This window comes from Prevotella aff. ruminicola Tc2-24 (assembly GCF_900110895.1).
GTDB lineage: Bacteria > Bacteroidota > Bacteroidia > Bacteroidales > Bacteroidaceae > Prevotella.
On the sequence record NZ_FOIQ01000004.1, the window covers coordinates 57,097 to 74,829 of the forward strand.

13 protein-coding genes and 2 tRNA genes are annotated in these 17,733 nt (G+C 48.8%); 14 read left to right on the plus strand and 1 reads right to left on the minus strand.

From position 1 onward, the window contains the following. Positions 1-8: 8 nt before the first annotated feature. The 14 genes from recQ to BMY63_RS12200 all read left to right on the plus strand — a co-directional run bounded on the left by recQ (position 9) and on the right by BMY63_RS12200 (position 17,170). Complete coding sequence (gene recQ, locus BMY63_RS08430) at positions 9-2,189, plus strand: DNA helicase RecQ (RefSeq protein ID WP_091915941.1); 2,181 nt, start codon at positions 9-11, stop codon at positions 2,187-2,189. Positions 2,190-2,321: 132 nt separating this feature from the next. Further along, positions 2,322-3,809, plus strand: coding sequence for an IMP dehydrogenase (gene guaB, locus BMY63_RS08435; protein WP_091915943.1), 1,488 nt, complete (start codon positions 2,322-2,324; stop codon positions 3,807-3,809). Next, positions 3,809-5,239: a peptidylprolyl isomerase gene (locus BMY63_RS08440; RefSeq protein WP_091915945.1), complete on the plus strand. Its 1,431-nt coding sequence runs from the start codon at positions 3,809-3,811 to the stop codon at positions 5,237-5,239. The genes guaB and BMY63_RS08440 overlap by 1 nt, the downstream gene beginning before the upstream one ends. After that, entirely contained in the window at positions 5,236-6,645 is a 1,410-nt protein-coding gene (locus BMY63_RS08445) for a peptidylprolyl isomerase (protein WP_091915947.1), read from the plus strand. The genes BMY63_RS08440 and BMY63_RS08445 overlap by 4 nt, the downstream gene beginning before the upstream one ends. Next, positions 6,642-8,222, plus strand: a complete 1,581-nt coding sequence (locus tag BMY63_RS08450; RefSeq protein WP_256218982.1) for an OstA-like protein — start codon at positions 6,642-6,644, stop codon at positions 8,220-8,222. The genes BMY63_RS08445 and BMY63_RS08450 overlap by 4 nt, the downstream gene beginning before the upstream one ends. Beyond that, positions 8,215-10,080: a DNA mismatch repair endonuclease MutL gene (gene mutL, locus BMY63_RS08455; RefSeq protein ID WP_091915949.1), complete on the plus strand. Its 1,866-nt coding sequence runs from the start codon at positions 8,215-8,217 to the stop codon at positions 10,078-10,080. The genes BMY63_RS08450 and mutL overlap by 8 nt, the downstream gene beginning before the upstream one ends. Positions 10,081-10,175: 95 nt before the next feature. Continuing rightward, positions 10,176-10,250, plus strand: a tRNA-Val gene (locus tag BMY63_RS08460). Between the two features lie 223 nt (positions 10,251-10,473). Further along, positions 10,474-11,772, plus strand: coding sequence for a phenylacetate--CoA ligase family protein (locus BMY63_RS08465; protein ID WP_091915951.1), 1,299 nt, complete (start codon positions 10,474-10,476; stop codon positions 11,770-11,772). Positions 11,773-11,796: 24 nt separating this feature from the next. After that, positions 11,797-12,222 carry an ACT domain-containing protein gene (locus tag BMY63_RS08470; RefSeq protein WP_091901018.1) on the plus strand — a complete coding sequence of 142 codons (426 nt, stop codon included), beginning with the start codon at positions 11,797-11,799 and terminating at the stop codon, positions 12,220-12,222. Between the two features lie 101 nt (positions 12,223-12,323). After that, positions 12,324-12,398, plus strand: a tRNA-Val gene (locus BMY63_RS08475). Positions 12,399-12,498: 100 nt separating this feature from the next. Further along, on the plus strand, positions 12,499-13,845 hold the full coding sequence (gene purB, locus BMY63_RS08480; RefSeq protein ID WP_091901016.1) for an adenylosuccinate lyase: 1,347 nt from the start codon (positions 12,499-12,501) through the stop codon (positions 13,843-13,845). A gap of 44 nt (positions 13,846-13,889) precedes the next feature. Then, positions 13,890-15,242: a pseudouridine synthase gene (locus BMY63_RS08485; RefSeq protein WP_176771094.1), complete on the plus strand. Its 1,353-nt coding sequence runs from the start codon at positions 13,890-13,892 to the stop codon at positions 15,240-15,242. 67 nt (positions 15,243-15,309) lie between these two features. Further along, positions 15,310-16,749, plus strand: coding sequence for an asparagine--tRNA ligase (gene asnS / locus BMY63_RS08490; protein ID WP_091915953.1), 1,440 nt, complete (start codon positions 15,310-15,312; stop codon positions 16,747-16,749). 235 nt (positions 16,750-16,984) lie between these two features. After that, positions 16,985-17,170 carry a hypothetical protein gene (locus BMY63_RS12200; RefSeq protein WP_143065760.1) on the plus strand — a complete coding sequence of 62 codons (186 nt, stop codon included), beginning with the start codon at positions 16,985-16,987 and terminating at the stop codon, positions 17,168-17,170. 250 nt (positions 17,171-17,420) lie between these two features. Here the strand turns inward: BMY63_RS12200 and BMY63_RS12335 are convergent, their stop codons facing one another. Further along, a complete protein-coding gene (locus BMY63_RS12335) occupies positions 17,421-17,570 on the minus strand; it encodes a hypothetical protein (protein ID WP_176771093.1) in 150 nt (49 codons plus the stop codon). Between the last annotated feature and the right edge of the window lie 163 nt (positions 17,571-17,733).

Here is a 17,733-nt window from a genome sequence, read left to right on the forward strand (position 1 = left end):
AATCATATATGACAGAGAAGAGAAACCTTACCGATGCTCTGAAGAAATACTTTGGATTTGATACATTCAAAGGCGATCAGGAGCAAATCATCCAGAACCTGTTGGATGGTCATGATACTTTTGTTCTCATGCCCACTGGTGGTGGTAAGTCTCTCTGTTATCAGCTGCCCTCCCTTCTGATGGAGGGAACGGCCATCGTGATCTCGCCCTTGATCGCCCTGATGAAGAATCAGGTCGATGTGATCTCCAACTTGAGTGAGCATGAGGGGACTGCCCATTATCTGAACTCGTCGCTGAATAAGGCCGCGATAGACCAGGTGAAGGCGGATATCCTGTCTGGTCGTACAAAATTACTGTACGTCGCGCCGGAGTCGTTGACAAAGGAAGATAACGTCGATTTCCTGAAATCAGTAAAGATTTCTTTCTATGCCGTTGATGAGGCTCATTGCATATCTGAGTGGGGTCATGACTTCAGACCTGAATATAGGAGAATTCGTCCGATTGTAAATGAAATTGGAAAGGCTCCGATTATCGCACTGACAGCAACTGCTACGGATAAGGTACGTACAGATATTAAGAAAAATCTTGGCATCGTCGATGCTGCAGAGTTCAAGAGCTCGTTCAATCGGCCGAATCTGTATTATGAGGTGCGCCCGAAGACGAAGGATGTAGACAAGGATATCATCAAGTTCATCAAGCAACATCCGGGGAAGAGTGGTATTATCTATTGCCTTTCCAGGAAGAAGGTTGAGGAGCTGGCCGCCGTCTTACAGGCAAACGACATCAAAGCGGCAGCCTATCATGCAGGTCTGGACTCTGTCACCCGTTCTACGACACAAGACGAGTTCTTGATGGAGAATATCGATGTCATCGTGGCAACGATTGCCTTTGGCATGGGAATAGACAAGCCGGACGTGCGGTTCGTCATCCATTATGATATCCCGAAATCCCTGGAAGGGTATTACCAGGAGACAGGACGTGCCGGCCGTGACGGCGGCGAGGGCCTGTGTATCGCGTTCTATTCATATAAGGATCTTCAGAAGCTGGATAAGTTCATGGAGGGAAAGCCTGTCGCAGAACAGGATATCGGGCGTCAGCTCTTAGTGGAGACTGCTGCCTATGCCGAGACATCGGTCTGTCGCCGGAAGATGCTGTTGCACTATTTCGGAGAGGTGTACCCCAAGGACAACTGTGGAAACTGTGACAACTGTCTCCACCCGAAGACGAAGATCGAGGCTCAGGAGCAGTTGGTGATCGTGCTGAATGCCGTCTTGTCGGTGAAAGAACGGTTCCGGGCAGACTATATCATCGATTTTATCATAGGCAAGGAGACGGAAGAGATACTCGCACACCATCATGAGGAGCTGGAGTCGTTCGGTGCCGGGTCTGATGATGATGAGAAGATCTGGAACCCGGTGATTCGTCAGGCTCTGATCGCTGGATATCTGAAGAAGGAAGTCGAGAACTACGGACTGCTGAAGGTTACCTCGGCAGGAAAGAAGTATCTGAAGTCTCCTCAGTCGTTTATGATTGTGAAGGATGCTGAGTTCGTTGACGATGAGGATACTATTGACCATGAAAGTGGCATCAGTGCGCTTGATCCGACGTTGAGTGCGATGCTGCGGGATCTTCGGAAGAAAGTGTCCAAGCGTATGCAGCGTCCACCGTATGTGATCTTCCAGGATGTGTCATTAGAGCAGATGGCTACGGACTACCCTGTCACGCTGGATGAACTGAAGAATATCCAGGGTGTCGGCGAAGGAAAGGTGAAGCAACCGTATGCTCAGGAGTTCGTGGATCTCATCAAGACGTATTGTGAGGAAAACAGTATTGAGCGTCAGGCTGACATGCGGGTTCGCACTGTTGCCAAGAAGTCTATGCTGAAAGTGAAGATCATCCAGAGCATAGATCGTCAAGTGGCTCTTGATGATATCGCTGCGGCACAGGGCATCGAGTTTGATGCACTTCTAGATGAGATAGAGGCGATCGTCTATAGTGGCACGAAACTGAATATCGACTATTTCCTGGAAGACGTGATGGATGAAGATCATATTGACGACATCTATGATTATTTTTGTGAATCAGATACAGATAAATTGAGTATTGCGCAGAAAGAATTGGGTGGCGAATATTCGGAAGACGAGATCCGATTGGTACGCATCAAATTCCTTTCCGAGATGGCAAATTGATTCTCTAAAAGGTGCCTGCCCTCTCCCTTTTTGGTTAATTTGCATTAATAAGGTGACTTTTTCCTAAAAAGCGAATGCGATGTGGTGGAAAATGACTACCTTTGCATGCAATATTTTAAAGAAAGTGTATTTATGGCTTCATTTATTGCAGACAAAATCGTCATGGACGGACTGACATTCGACGACGTCCTGTTAATCCCCGCTTATTCTGAAGTGCTGCCCAAAACAGTAGAGTTGAAAACCCGTTTTTCTCGGAATATCGAGTTGAACATCCCGTTTGTTACAGCGGCGATGGATACGGTTACGGAGTCGCAGATGGCTATAGCCATTGCCCGTGAAGGAGGTATCGGTGTCATTCATAAGAATATGTCGATAGAAGACCAGGCTCGTCAGGTGGCTATTGTGAAGCGCGCGGAGAATGGTATGATCTATGATCCGGTTACGATTCCGCTGGGCTCTACGGTGTCTCAGGCAATGGATATCATGTCGGAGTATCATATCGGTGGTATCCCTGTGGTGGATGAGGAGAAACATCTCGTGGGTATCGTGACCAACCGTGACCTGCGTTTCGAGCGTCGTCTGGACCGTCCCGTGGAGGAGATCATGTCGAAGGATAACCTGGTGACGACTCATCAGCAGACGGACTTGACGGCTGCTGCGCAGATCCTCCAGGAGAACAAGATCGAGAAGTTGCCCGTTGTCGACAAGGATAACCGTCTGATAGGTCTGATCACGTATAAGGATATCACGAAGGCTAAGGATAAGCCGATGGCCTGTAAGGATGAGAAGGGGCGCTTGCGCGTCGCTGCCGGTGTCGGTGTTACCGTCGATACCCTGGAGCGCATGCAGGCCTTGGTCGATGCCGGTGCCGATGCCATCGTGATTGATACGGCTCACGGTCATTCTAAGTCCGTGATCGAGAAACTTGTCGAGGCTAAGAAATGTTTCCCCAACATTGATATTGTAGTCGGTAACGTGGCTACCGGTGAGGCCGCCAAGATGCTGGTTGCCAATGGTGCAGACAGTGTGAAGGTGGGCATCGGCCCAGGCTCTATCTGTACGACACGTGTCGTGGCAGGTGTGGGCGTTCCTCAGTTGAGTGCCGTCTATGATGTGTATAGCGCCTTGAAGGGAACGGGTGTTCCTCTTATCGCCGATGGTGGTCTGCGCTATTCGGGAGATATCGTAAAGGCTCTGGCTGCGGGAGGAAGCTGCGTCATGATCGGATCACTTGTCGCAGGCACAGAAGAGAGTCCTGGTGACACGATTATTTATAATGGACGTAAGTTCAAGAGCTATCGTGGTATGGGCTCTCTGGAGGCGATGGAGCAGAAGCATGGTTCAAAGGACCGCTATTTCCAGGGTGAGACCAAGGAGGTGAAGAAACTGGTACCTGAGGGTATTGCTGGTCGTGTGCCTTATAAAGGAACGGTTCAGGAGGTGATCTACCAGATGGTGGGTGGCTTGCGCTCGGGTATGGGCTATTGTGGTGCTGCTACCATCGAGAAACTGCATGATGCGAAGTTCACCCGTATCACTAATGCAGGTGTGAACGAGAGCCATCCGCATGACATTACGATCACAAGTGAGGCTCCGAATTACTCAAGACCCAACGATTGATGAGAAAACTTCCGCTGCTTGTCGCCATACTGTTAACCGCTGTCGTCGCCATGGCTCAGAAAGAGCCGATCGTGATGACGGTGAATGGTGTACCTGTTACCCGTTCTGAGTTTGAATACTCTTATAACAAGAACAATGGGGAAGGGATCGCTGATAAGTTGACGGTAGAGGAGTATGTGGAACTGTTTGTGAATTATAAGTTGAAGGTCGCCGCAGCTTTGGACGCGAGACTGGATACTTTGTCTTCCTTCAAGGAAGAATATGCCATGTATAGGAATCAGCAGGTACGTCCCACACTTGTGACCGATGCGGATGTCTTGGAAGAGGCAAGACGTATTTACATCGATACCAAGGAGATGGTCGGACCTCGTGGATTGGTACGGCCTGCTCATATCCTGATACGTCTTTCTACCAAAGCGTCTGTGCGTGAGCAGGAGATGGCGAGTCTGCGTGCGGATTCTGTCTATCGTGCTTTGCTGGCGGGTGCTGACTTCGCTGAAATGGCAGGCAAGGTGTCGCAGGATCCTGGTTCCGCCCGACAAGGGGGACTGCTCCCGTGGATGGCGCCTCATCAGACCTTCAAGGAGTTTGAAGAGGTGGCGTACTCGTTACAGAAAGGGGAGATGAGTCGTCCTTTCCTCTCGCCTGAGGGCTATCATATCGTGTTGATGAGGGATCGGAAACAATTGGAACCTTTCGACTCCTTGAAAGAAGATATCGTTTATGCCATTGAGCAACAGGGCATTCGTGATGCGATAGCAGCACAGAAGGTGGCGCAGACAGTGAGAGACTCAAAGGGCACACTGACGGAGGCACAGCTGATGGACATGCGCGCCGACTCTCTGGCTACTGCTGATTCAGATATGAAGTACCTCATGCAAGAGTATCATGATGGTCTTTTGCTTTATGAGATCAGCAATCAGAAGGTGTGGAAACGGGCTGCAGAGGATGAAGAAGGCTTGCGCACATGGTTCAGAAAGCATAAGAAGGACTATGCATGGAGTGAACCCCGCTATAAGGGTATGGCTTATCATGTTAAGACCAAGAGCGATGTCAAGGCGGTCAGGCGATGTGTGAAATCCTTGCCATTTGAGCAGTGGGAGGATGCGCTGCGCCAGACGTTTAATCCTGATTCCGTGATTCGTATCCGGGTTGAAAAGGGGATTTTTAAGCTTGGCGATAATCCGGTTGTGGACCAGATGGTGTTCAAGGTCCGTTCTCACTCTCAGCAGGTCTATCCTGATTATCCGATTGATGCTGTCTTTGGTAAGAAACTGAAGAAGTATCCGGATGACTATACTGATGTGCGTGAGAAAGTTGTTGAAGATTATCAGGATATGCTGGAAAGCGAATGGGTGGCATCCCTGCGTCGGCATTACCCTGTACAGATAGATTATGAAGTATTGAAAACAATAAACCAACATCCATGAATTTATTCAAGAAAGTTTTTCCCATAGTGATTGTGGCGACTCCCTTGATTGGCATCGCCATGCCGGCCATTCCTGGTACTCATAGTCAAGAAAAGAACGATTCCATAGGGAGCGTTGTCGATGAAGTGATTTGGGTCGTTGGCGATGAGGCCATCTTGAAGTCTGATGTTGAGGCTATGCGCATACAGGCCTCGATGGAAGGCGTGAAGTGGAACGGGGATCCTGATTGTGCGATACCAGAGCAGATCGCTGTACAGAAGTTGTTTAAACATCAAGCAGAAATCGATAGTGTCGAGGTGACTGATGCCGAGGTGGCACAGCAGGTAGAGATGACCATTAACGGTTGGCTGGATATGGTTGACGGCTCTCGCGAACGTCTGGAGGAGTACAAGCACCAGACTCTTACGCAGATCCGTAATGAACTGCGCGAAGAGATGAAAGACCGTCAGATGGTTCAGAAGATGAAGCGTAAACTGGTGGAGGATATCTCAGTGACTCCTGCGGAGGTCCGTCGTTATTTCAAGGAGATGCCGCAGGATAGTCTTCCTTTCGTTCCTACGGAGGTGGAGGTGCAGATTATCCAACAGACCCCGCGCGTGGAGACGGAAGAACTGAATCGTGTCAAGGAGGAACTTCGTGAATATACCGATCGTGTGAATCGTGGTGACGCCACGTTCCAGACTTTGGCACGCCTCTACTCCGAGGATCCGGAATCGGCACGTCGTGGTGGTGAGATCGGCTTTGCGGGACGAGGCACTCTCGATCCTGCCTTTGCGTCTGTGGCGTTCAACCTGACAGACCCGAAGAAGGTCTCAAAGATTGTGGAGTCGGAATTCGGATTCCATATCATTCAGTTGGTAGAGAAACGTGGTGAGAAAGTGAACGTCCGACATATCCTCCGTAAACCGATCGTCTCCCAGGAGTCTATTGAGAAGGCACTTGTCCGGCTGGATTCCATGGCTGTGGATATTCGGGACGGTAAGTTCACTTTTGAGGATGCTGCAGCGCACTTGTCTGATGATAAGGATACCCGTAATAACAAGGGACTGATGTCGAATAACGACGTACAGACGGGGCGCATTACATCTCGTTTCCGTATGCAGGACCTGCCGCCCGAGGTGGCTAAGGTGGTGGATACGATGCAGGTGGGGCAGGTGTCTCGTGCCTTCAAGATGATCAACCAGCGCGGAAAGACGGTCTGTGTGGTGGTTAAGTTGAAGAACCGCATAGATGGTCATAAGGCTTCTATCTCTGAAGACTTCCAGACGTTGAAGGATGTGGTGCTACAGCGCCGCCAGAATGACCGCATCCATCAGTGGGTTGTCAATAAGATTAAAAGTGTCTATACCCGTTTGAATGACGATTACAAGGACTGTCAGTTTGAATATGAGGGATGGATTAAATGACCATGTCCAAAACGAAGACCATAGTTATTGCTTTGTTCGCTATTCTTTGTCTGGCCACTATTGCCGCGCCGGCGAGACAGCGGAGGCGCCCGGCTCGAAAAGCAAGAGTGCAGGACACGCGTGTCTATCTTGTCCATGCAGATCTGCTGCATTTCGACCAGATGAAGAATCCTGATGCAACCATCCTGAACGGGAAGGTGCATTTCACCCATCGGGGTGCCCGGCTCTACTGTGATAGCGCCTATTTCTATGAGGCAAGCAATTCCTTTGAAGCTTTCGGACATGTGAGGATGTATCAGGGAGACACGCTTTCCCTGCTGAGCGACTATGCCTATTATGACGGGAACGAGCAGATGGCTCGAGCGCGGTATAATGTGGTCCTCAAGCACCGTAAGACGACGCTTTATACGGATAGTCTTGATTTCGACCGTCTCTATGATAACGCTTATTTCTTCGAAGGCGGTAAGATGATAGACGGTGCGACGACGCTGACCTCAGATTGGGGAGAGTATAATACGAAGAGTAAGATGTCGGTATTCAACTACGACGTCAAGATGAAGAGTCCGAAGTTCTATCTCACTACCGACACACTTTACTATGATACCCGTCTCTCGATGGCTCATATCGTTGGTCCGTCTGATATCACTTCCGGTGAGAGTCATATCTACTCGGAACAAGGCTACTATGATACGAAAAACGACCGCGCCCGTCTGATGAACCGTTCGGTATTGACCAATGGTGGTAAGATGCTGGTGGGGGATAGCGTCTATTACGATAGTAAGGAAGGGGTCAGTCAGGCATTCCGTCACGTCGTCTATGTTGATTCGCTCAATAAGAATAAACTGACAGGCAACTATGGCGAGTATTACGAGAATACAGGCTATGCCTTATGTACCGATAGCGCCGTGGCAATTGACTATTCCCAGGGAGACTCGCTTTTCATGCATGCCGATACATTTAAGGTGGTAACCTTTAATATCGAGACAGATTCCGTATATCGGAAGATACATGCCTTCCGTCATGTACGTGCTTATCGTACCGATGTACAGGCCGTCTGCGATTCCTTGGTCTACAACTCGCAGGATTCCTGTATGACGATGTATTATGACCCGATCGTCTGGAACGACAACCAGCAACTTGTCGGCGATAGGATAGAGGTGTTCCTGAGAGACTCCGTTATCGATCGTGCTCATATCATTGGCAACTGTTTCTCTATACAACAGTTACGGACGGATACGACCTGTTATAATCAGGTGTCGTCGAAAGAGATGTTCGCATTCTTCGTTGATGGGAATATCCATGAGGCACGTGCGAAGGATAATGTACTCATCGGCTACTATTTTGAGGAGGGCGACTCGATTCCTATTATCTATAATTATCAGGAGACCACCGAGCTGCGAATGTTCCTGAAGGACCGGAAGCTCCAACGTGTATGGACGCCTAAGACCAGTGGTACGATGTATCCGTTGAATCAGATACCTGCGGATCGTAAGCGCCTTCCGGGTTTTATGTGGTACGATGGCGTTCGTCCGCTTAACCGTGACGATATCTTTCATTGGAGGAGTAAGCATGAGTGACCTGATCCGTCTGCTTCCAGATAGTGTTGCCAACCAGATTGCAGCTGGTGAGGTAATCCAGCGACCGGCTTCTGTCATCAAGGAGTTGGTCGAGAACGCTGTGGACGCTGATGCCAAGACCATCCACGTGATGGTTGTGGATGCCGGTAGGACTTGTATTCAGGTTATTGATGACGGAAAGGGTATGTCCGAGATCGATGCTCGTATGAGTTTCGAACGTCATGCCACCTCTAAGATCAGACAGGCAGACGACCTCTTCGCCTTGCATACGATGGGCTTCCGTGGTGAGGCCCTGGCCTCTATCGCAGCTGTGGCTCAGGTGGAGCTTCAGACAAGAAGACAGGAGGATGAGATAGGTACTCGTCTGCTGATCGCGGGCTCAAAAGTGGCTGGCCAAGAACCTGTCTCCTGTCCGGTAGGAAGTAACTTCAAGGTGGAGAATCTGTTCTTCAATGTCCCGGCTCGTCGGAAATTCCTGAAGTCGAATGCGACGGAGCTGAGTAATATCCTTGTCGCTTTTGAGCGGATCGTACTCGTTTATCCGGAGATTCATTTTACGCTACATCATAATGGCACGGAGATGCTGAACCTGAAACCTGGCAGTCTGCGCCAGCGTATCATGGATGTGTTTGGCAAACAATACAATCAGGATCTTCTGCCCGTTGACGTCCATACGGCTATGTGTACCGTTACGGGCTTTGTTGGTAAGCCTGAGGCTGCGAGAAAGAAAAGTGGACATGACTATTTCTTTGTCAACGGTCGATACATGAAGCATCCGTATTTCCATAAGGCGGTGATTTCTGCTTATGGGCGTCTGATTCCAGAAGGGATGCAGGTTCCTTATTTTCTCTATTTCGAGGTTGAGCCTTCTGATATTGATGTGAACATCCATCCGACGAAGACTGAGATCAAGTTTGAGAACGAACAGGCCGTCTGGCAGATCCTGACGGCTGCCGTCCGCGATGCTATCGGGAAATTCTGTGAGGTTCCGTCGATTGATTTTGACACACAGGGATGTCCTGATATCCCTGTGTATGATCCTGCCAGTCATATTGCTCCCCCGCAACCCCAGTATAATCCCGACTATAACCCATTTAATCAGGGAAAAGGAAAACATACGGGTGGGGCAGAGACCTTTGGGTCACGTGTCGCTTCCCGAGTTCCAGATAACTGGGAGGCACTTTATGAAGGCGCGAAAGCAGAGTATGATCTTGAGGGGATGTCAGAAGAGGGAAACGTCTTTGATGTCCCAGAGACGACTGATGTGCCGCCTGTCTCCTCGGATTTCCTTTCTGAGAAGTCGCCAGTCCACTATCAGTATAAAGGAAAGTACTTGATGACTGCGGTTAAGTCTGGACTGATGATTATCGATCAGCATCGTGCAGATATCCGTATCTTATATGACCGCTATATGGAACAGCTGGACAAGCATGCCGCCAGTACACAGAAACTGCTCTTCCCGGAAACGGTTCGATTGGCTCCTTCTGATGCGGTGGTTCTGACTAAGATTATGCCTGATCTGACAAATGTCGGCTTCGATCTGAGTGATCTTGGTGGTAACAGCTTCGCTATCAACGGTGTTCCTGCAGGTATAGAAGGCATCGATCCTGTCCGTCTCCTATGTCAGATGGTAGAAGACGTAAACGGTGTCCGTGGACAGTTGTCGACATTGAATGCGCAACTGGCATTGAGTTTGGCGCGTAGTGCTGCCATTCCTTATGGACAGATACTTAGTAACGAGGAAATGGAGACCGTCATCAATGAGCTCTTCGCCTGTTCTAACGTAAACTACACACCCGACGGAAAGGCTATTCTTTGCATTCTTCCTCAGGCAGATATTGAGCATCTTTTAGGTTGAATACTTAAAAAGAGTTAAATTTCAAAAGATTTCTTCTTATTGTTTTCGTGTTCTCAATATTTAGCAGTACCTTTGCACCCGCAAAAATGAAACGAGGGCGTTTAGCTCAGCTGGTTTAGAGCATCTGCCTTACAAGCAGAGGGTCGGCGGTTCGAATCCGTCAACGCCCACAAAAAGACATAACGCTTCACTTGAAAGGGTGAAGCGTTTTTTATTGGTCCCTTTGAATGATGCTGTGGATTCTCTTTTTTATGTTGCATAAATAATGTAATAATATGGAATGTAAAAAATAAATGGGCTTTTATTTTGTATTTTGCGCGTTTTGCATTACCTTTACACCTTGAAAGGAATGGAGGTCATACGAGAACATCAACAAATACTAAATTAAAGACAATGATTTGGAATGAAAGCGTAGAATGCATGGATCGCGAACAGCTTCGTGAAATCCAGAGTCGCCGTTTGGTGAAAATGGCAGAGTATGTGTATCACAACACCCCCTTTTATCGGAAGAAGTTCCAGGAGATGGGATTGGAACCTGGTGATATCAAGGGTATCGACGATATCGTTAAGTTGCCGTTTACCAACAAGTTGGACTTACGTGACAACTATCCTTTCGGTCTGGCGGCTGTGCCGATGAGTCAGATCGTACGCATTCATGCCTCTTCAGGTACTACGGGAAAGCCTGTGGTCGTGCTTTATACCAGAAAGGATCTGGCCATGTGGTCAGAGGCCATTAGTCGTGCTTTCACGGCCTATGGCGCAGGAAAAGATGATATCTTCCAGGTGGCTTATGGCTATGGTCTCTTTACGGGAGGTCTGGGTGCTCACGATGGTGCGACGAATATCGGTGCCAGTGTAATCCCTATCTCTTCTGGAAACACCCAGAAGCAGATGACGCTGATGCATGATTTCGGTACGACGATCCTGTGTTGTACTCCTTCGTATGCGATGTTCCTTGGTGAAGCCATGCAGGAGTGTGAATGGCCTCGTGATGAGTTTAAGCTGAAGGTTGGCGTCTTCGGTGCTGAGCCGTGGACGGAGAAGATGCGTGTAAAGCTGGAACAGACCTTGGGCATCAAGGCTTATGATATCTATGGACTGAGCGAGATTGCCGGTCCTGGCGTCGGCTATGAGTGTGAATGTCAGCATGGAACACACCTCAATGAAGACTATTTCTATCCTGAGATCTTGGATCCGAATACGGGCGAGCCACTGCCGGAGGGCTCTTTTGGTGAGCTGACCTTTACCCATCTGACGAAAGAGGGTATGCCGCTTCTCCGTTATCGGACTCACGATCTGACGGCCCTTCATTATGAGAAATGTGAGTGCGGGCGCACGCTCGTTCGCATGGACCGCATCCTTGGCAGATGCGATGATATGCTGATTATCCGTGGTGTGAACGTGTTCCCGTCGCAGATCGAGGATGTCATCCTGAAGCTGCCTGAGTATGAGCCTCACTTCCTGTTGACCGTTGACCGTGTCAACAATACGGACACGTCAGAGTTGAAGGTCGAGGTGAAGGAAGAGTATTTCACTGATGATATGGCGACGATGGTCGGTCTGCAAAAGAAGCTGGAAGGTGAGCTGCGCAGTGTGATCGGCCTTGGCTTCAAGGTGAAACTTGTTGAGCCGAAGGGTATTGAGCGCTCAACAGGAAAGGCCAAGCGTGTGATAGATAATAGAAAAATCTGATAAGAAACTTAAACTATAAAGAGTATGAAAGCAAAACAATTATCCGTTTTCCTTGAGAACAAGTCTGGACGACTGACAGAGGTGACTGAGGTCCTGGGAGCTGCAGGTATTAATCTGTCTGCCATGAGTATTGCCGATAACAGTGACTTTGGTATCCTGCGTTGTATCGTATCAGATCCAGACAAGGCCTATCAGGTATTGAAAGAGGCTCACTTTGCTGTGAAACTTACGGATGTCATCGGCTTTATCTGTCCTAACACCAGTGGCTCGCTGGCTGTTGTTCTGAAACATCTATCCGACAATGGCGTGTTCATTGAGTATATGTACTCTTTCGCCAATGGTGATGTGGCAACAGTCGTCATTCGTCCTACGGATCTGGAGGCTTGTGAGAGGATATTGGCAGAGAAAAAAGTGGAGTTGATGGCCGATAGCGACCTGTATCAGTTATAATATAGGTGAAACCGTGAAATTTCTTTCGGGAAATTTTGCGGTTTCGTTTTTTTAGTGTACCTTTGCATCCGCATAAAAATGCATGTGTGTGGAGGCACGAAGGGCGTTTAGCTCAGCTGGTTTAGAGCATCTGCCTTACAAGCAGAGGGTCGGCGGTTCGAATCCGTCAACGCCCACGACACAAAACAGGTCCTTCTGCAGCCGTGGAGGTTGCGGTTGGGGCCGAAGCGCTTTTATTGAATAGATAATTATCGAATTTTTTGGTTTAGTTTAAGAATGGATTTAAGTTTGTTGACAGCCATTTCGCCTATTGATGGCCGTTATAGGAGTAAGACAGAGCCGTTGGCAGAGTATTTCTCAGAGTATGCGTTGATTCGCTATAGAGTGCGTGTTGAAATAGAATACTTCATTACCCTTTGCGAGTTACCTTTACCACAGCTGCAGGACATCAACCATCAACTGTTTGACCAACTCCGTGACATATACCGCCAGTTCTCACCCGCTGATGCCCAGCGTGTGAAGGAAATTGAGAAGGTAACCAATCATGATGTGAAAGCCGTAGAGTACTTTATCAAGGAAAGGCTCGATGCCATTGGTGGCTTTGAACGGTATAAGGAGTTTATTCATTTTGGTCTGACTTCCCAAGATATTAATAATACCAGTGTTCCTCTTTCCGTGAAAGAGGCCTTGGAGGACGTATATTATCCGCTTGTCAGTGAACTGATTGAGCAATTGCACGATTATGCTGAGCAGTGGAAGAATATCCCGATGCTTGCCAAGACCCACGGTCAACCGGCATCTCCAACCCGTCTGGGAAAAGAGATCATGGTCTATGTCTATCGTCTGGAGGAGCAGTTACGCTCTCTGAAGGAGATTCCTGTCACGGCAAAGTTCGGTGGTGCTACTGGTAATTACAATGCCCATCATGTGGCCTATCCGCAATATGACTGGCGTGAGTTCGGCAACAGCTTCGTCAGCGAGAAACTCGGTCTTGAGCGCGAGCAGTATACCACTCAGATCTCCAATTATGACTGGCTGGGCGCCATCTTCGATGCGATGCGTCGTATCAATACGATCGTGATTGATCTGGATCGTGATTTCTGGATGTATATCTCCATGGATTACTTCAAGCAGAAGATCAAAGCCGGTGAGGTGGGTAGTAGTGCCATGCCGCATAAGGTAAACCCGATCGACTATGAGAACTCCGAGGGTAATCTGGGTATTGCGAATGCTATCTTGCAGTTCCTGGCAGCCAAACTGCCTGTAAGCCGACTGCAGCGTGACCTCACCGACTCGACTGTACTGCGTAATGTCGGAGTACCTATGGGACATGCGCTTATTGCTTTCCAGAGCACCCTGAAGGGACTGCGTAAGCTGATCCTTAACGAGGAGAAATTGCAGGAAGATCTTGACAATACCTGGGCAGTCGTGGCTGAGGCTATTCAGACGATTCTCCGCCGTGAGGCATATCCGAATCCTTATGAGACGCTGAAAGCACTGACGAGAACGAATGAGAAACTGACTGGCGAGAAGATCCGTCACTTTATTGAGACCCTGGAAGTCAGTGAGGATGTCAAAGAGGAGCTTCGCGCGATTACGCCATCCTCTTATACGGGAATCTAATCAACCAACAATTTATTAATAAGTATTTAAACAAAGTTATTAGCATGGATTTCGAGAACAACGAGAAAAAGCAGGAAGAAACACAGAATCAGGAAGGCTTCCAGAAAGAATACCGCACGGGCCGTTCACCACGCCCGCGTATACATACAGGACAGCGCCCAACTTTTGAGCGTCCAAGTTTCAACAACCACGACAACGATGAAGGTGGCTTCCGTCCGGAGGGCTTCGGTGCCGGTCTGCAGAGCGCAAATACACAGCGCGGCGGTTACCGTCCCCGCAACAACTATAACGGCGGTTATCAGCCTCGTCAGGAGGGTGGTTATCGTCCTCGTCAGGAGGGTGGCTATCAGCCTCGTCAAGGGCAGGGTGGCTATCGTCCCCGTCAGGAGGGTGGCTATCAGCCTCGTCAGGAAGGTGGCTATCAGCCTCGTCAGGGTGGTTATCGTCCTCGTCAAGAAGGTGGCTATCAACCCCGTCAGGGTGGCTACCGTCCCCGTCAGGAGGGTGGCTATCAGCCTCGTCAGGGCGGTTATAACCCAAATTATCAGAAACCCTACAGCAAACCGTACGGTTCAGCTTATAAGAAAGGACCGCGCCAGCACTCAGCCGACTATGATCCGAATGCTAAGTATAGCATGAAGAAACGCATTGAGTACAAGGAGGTCAACTATGATCCCAATGAGCCGTTGCGTCTGAATAAGTTCTTGGCAAACGCAGGTATCTGCAGTCGTCGTGAGGCTGATGAGTTCATCCAGGCAGGTGTCGTAACCGTGAATGGCGAGATCGTCACAGAACTGGGAACCAAGATCCTGCGTACCGATGAGGTGAAGTTCCACGATCAGCCTGTAACCATCGAGAAGAAGGTGTATGTGTTGCTTAACAAACCGAAGGATTATGTGACCACCAGCGATGATCCCCAGCAGCGCAAGACTGTGATGGATCTTGTGAAGAACGCATGTCCGGAGCGTATCTATCCTGTAGGTCGTCTCGACCGTAACACGACAGGTGTGCTCTTGCTGACCAACGATGGTGATCTCGCTTCGAAGTTGACACATCCGAAGTATCTGAAGAAGAAGATCTATCATGTATATCTCGATAAGAATGTCACAGCCCGTGATCTTCAGCAGATTGCCGAGGGCGTGCAGCTCGAGGATGGTGAGATCAAGGCCGACGATGTGCAGTATGCCAGTCCGACAGACAAGAAGCAGGTGGGCATTGAGATCCACAGCGGCAAGAACCGTATCGTACGCCGTATCTTCGAGGCACTCGGCTATCGTGTGCAGAAACTCGACCGTGTACAGTTTGCCGGTCTGACCAAAAAGAACCTGCGCCGTGGCGACTGGCGTTACCTCACAGAGGAGGAGGTCGATCGCCTTCGCATGGGTGCATATGAATAAGGATATTTAGCAGCGGACTACAGGACTTGAAAACTGTAGTCCGCTGCATTAAAGATAACAAAAAACGATGAAACGAACAAAGATTATCGATGTGCTGAAGAGCACGGAATATGGTAAGGACATCTGTGTAAAAGGTTGGGTGCGTACGCACCGCAGCTCGAAGGCCGTTGACTTTATCGCCCTGAACGACGGTTCAACCATTAAGAACGTGCAGATCGTGGTTGATCCGACAAAGTTTGACGAGGAGCAGTTGAAACAGATCACTACGGGTAGCTGTATCTGTGCTGAGGGAACACTGGTAGAGAGTCAGGGTGCCGGACAGTCGAGTGAGATACAGGCCACACACCTAGAGGTGTATGGTCTCTGTGGCAACGACTATCCGATGCAGAAGAAGGGTCAGAGCTTTGAGGTGATGCGTAAGAACGCCCACATGCGTCTGCGTACCAATACCTTCGGGGCTGTGATGCGTATCCGTCATAACATGGCGATGGCTATCCATACCTATTTCCATGAGCATGGCTTCTTCTATTTCCATACACCGCTGATCACGGCAAGTGATTGTGAGGGTGCTGGCAACATGTTCCAGGTTACCACAAAGAACCTCTACGATCTGAAGAAAGACGAGAATGGTAAGATCATCTATGATGATGATTTCTTTGGCGAGCAGACATCGCTGACGGTATCTGGACAGTTAGAGGGTGAGTTAGGCGCTACGGCACTGGGCGCTATCTATACTTTCGGTCCCACTTTCCGTGCAGAGAATTCCAACACCCCGCGCCATCTGGCAGAGTTCTGGATGGTGGAACCCGAGGTGGCATTCATCGATCAGGAAGAGTTGATGGATCTTGAAGAAGACTTCATCAAGTACTGTGTCCGTTGGGCTCTCGATAACTGTAAGGACGATCTGCAGTTCCTGAATCAGATGATCGACAAGACCCTGATTGAACGTCTGGAGGGTGTCTTGAAGGATACTTTTGTTCGTCTGCCTTATACTGAGGGTATCAAGATCCTGCAGGAGGCTATTAAGAACGGTAAGAAGTTCGAGTTCCCCTGCAACTGGGGCGACGACTTGGCTAGTGAGCATGAGCGCTACCTCGTGGAGGAGCACTTTAAGAAGCCCGTCATCATGACTGACTACCCCCGTGCTTTCAAGTCGTTCTATATGAAACAGAACCAGGATACAGCCGATGGCGGTTCTGTAGGTTACAAGGGTGCTGTGGCTCCTGGTCCTACCATGCAGGGTACCGACGTGCTGTTCCCGCAGATCGGTGAGATCATCGGTGGTTCGGTGCGTGAGGAGAGCTACGACAAACTGATGGGTGAGATTGAGCGTCGTCAGATGGATAAGACCCACCTGTGGTGGTACATCGATACCCGTCGTTGGGGAACCTGTCCGCATGCCGGCTTCGGTCTTGGCTTCGAGCGTCTGATTCTGTTTGTAACAGGTATGCAGAACATCCGCGACGTCATCCCGTTCCCGAGAACACCGAAGAGCGCTGAGTTCTAAGAATATCAACGTAAGTTTGAACCTATATAGAATCCCTCGATGCACAAAAGCATCGGGGGATTCTGCTTTCCTATGCCAGATAACATGAAACGGTTGGTTATTCTCGTGAATAGCTCAAATAAGACCTTTAATAATTTGTGAGTTTGAAAAAAAGTGACTATTTTTGCTGTCAATTGCGAAAACATTAGCGGAAACCGAAAAGCTAAAAGAGTAGGTGTTTATTAATTTTAGATTTATGAAAGATTCTATTTTCAAGTTCATCGAGCAGAATGATGCTCATGAGAAATTTGATCAGCATCTGACAAACGATGCTATGGGACAGATTATGGGCGGTAGGATGCAAAAACCTTGCGGTCCTTGGTCAGATTGCGACGCATGGCATTGCGGTCCTGACTGTACTTGCAGAAGCAATCTCTGCTAAATTCACTTACAGAGGTAAGGGCGTTGAAGGGGTAAAGCCGGAAGATGCTCTTACCTTATCTTTTTTTGATTATCATGGTTTGGTCAATTTATAATTATCTTTTTGATAAAGACAATACGACTTATTTGTATAATTCGTATACAAATAACTTGATGGAAGTGAAGGAGGATAAGTAGTCGAAGACAACGCAGATATCTATAATCAGATAAAACTGGAAAGATCGCTATCGAGATATAATAACAAATACCTTTCACTGACCATTGCTCCAACTACTGCATGTAATGTAGATACCAAACCACTCTGTAACGAAAGCGTTCCATGCTCCGCCATCACGAAGATAGATGCCTAATGCCAAGGCACATCCTATTGCAAGCGAAATGATTCCCGTTGTGTTACCCATCTTTTCGAGCCAAGCAAAACCACATGTGCCCAATCTCCGGCTTGCCTGATAAAATAGATATCAGTCCACCCATCAACAAAAGCGGAATACCCAGGCGGATGAGTTTCTTCTGCACAAACACCTTGGCTCCCCTGATAGGCCCAGTCGCCACCATCGCCGTATG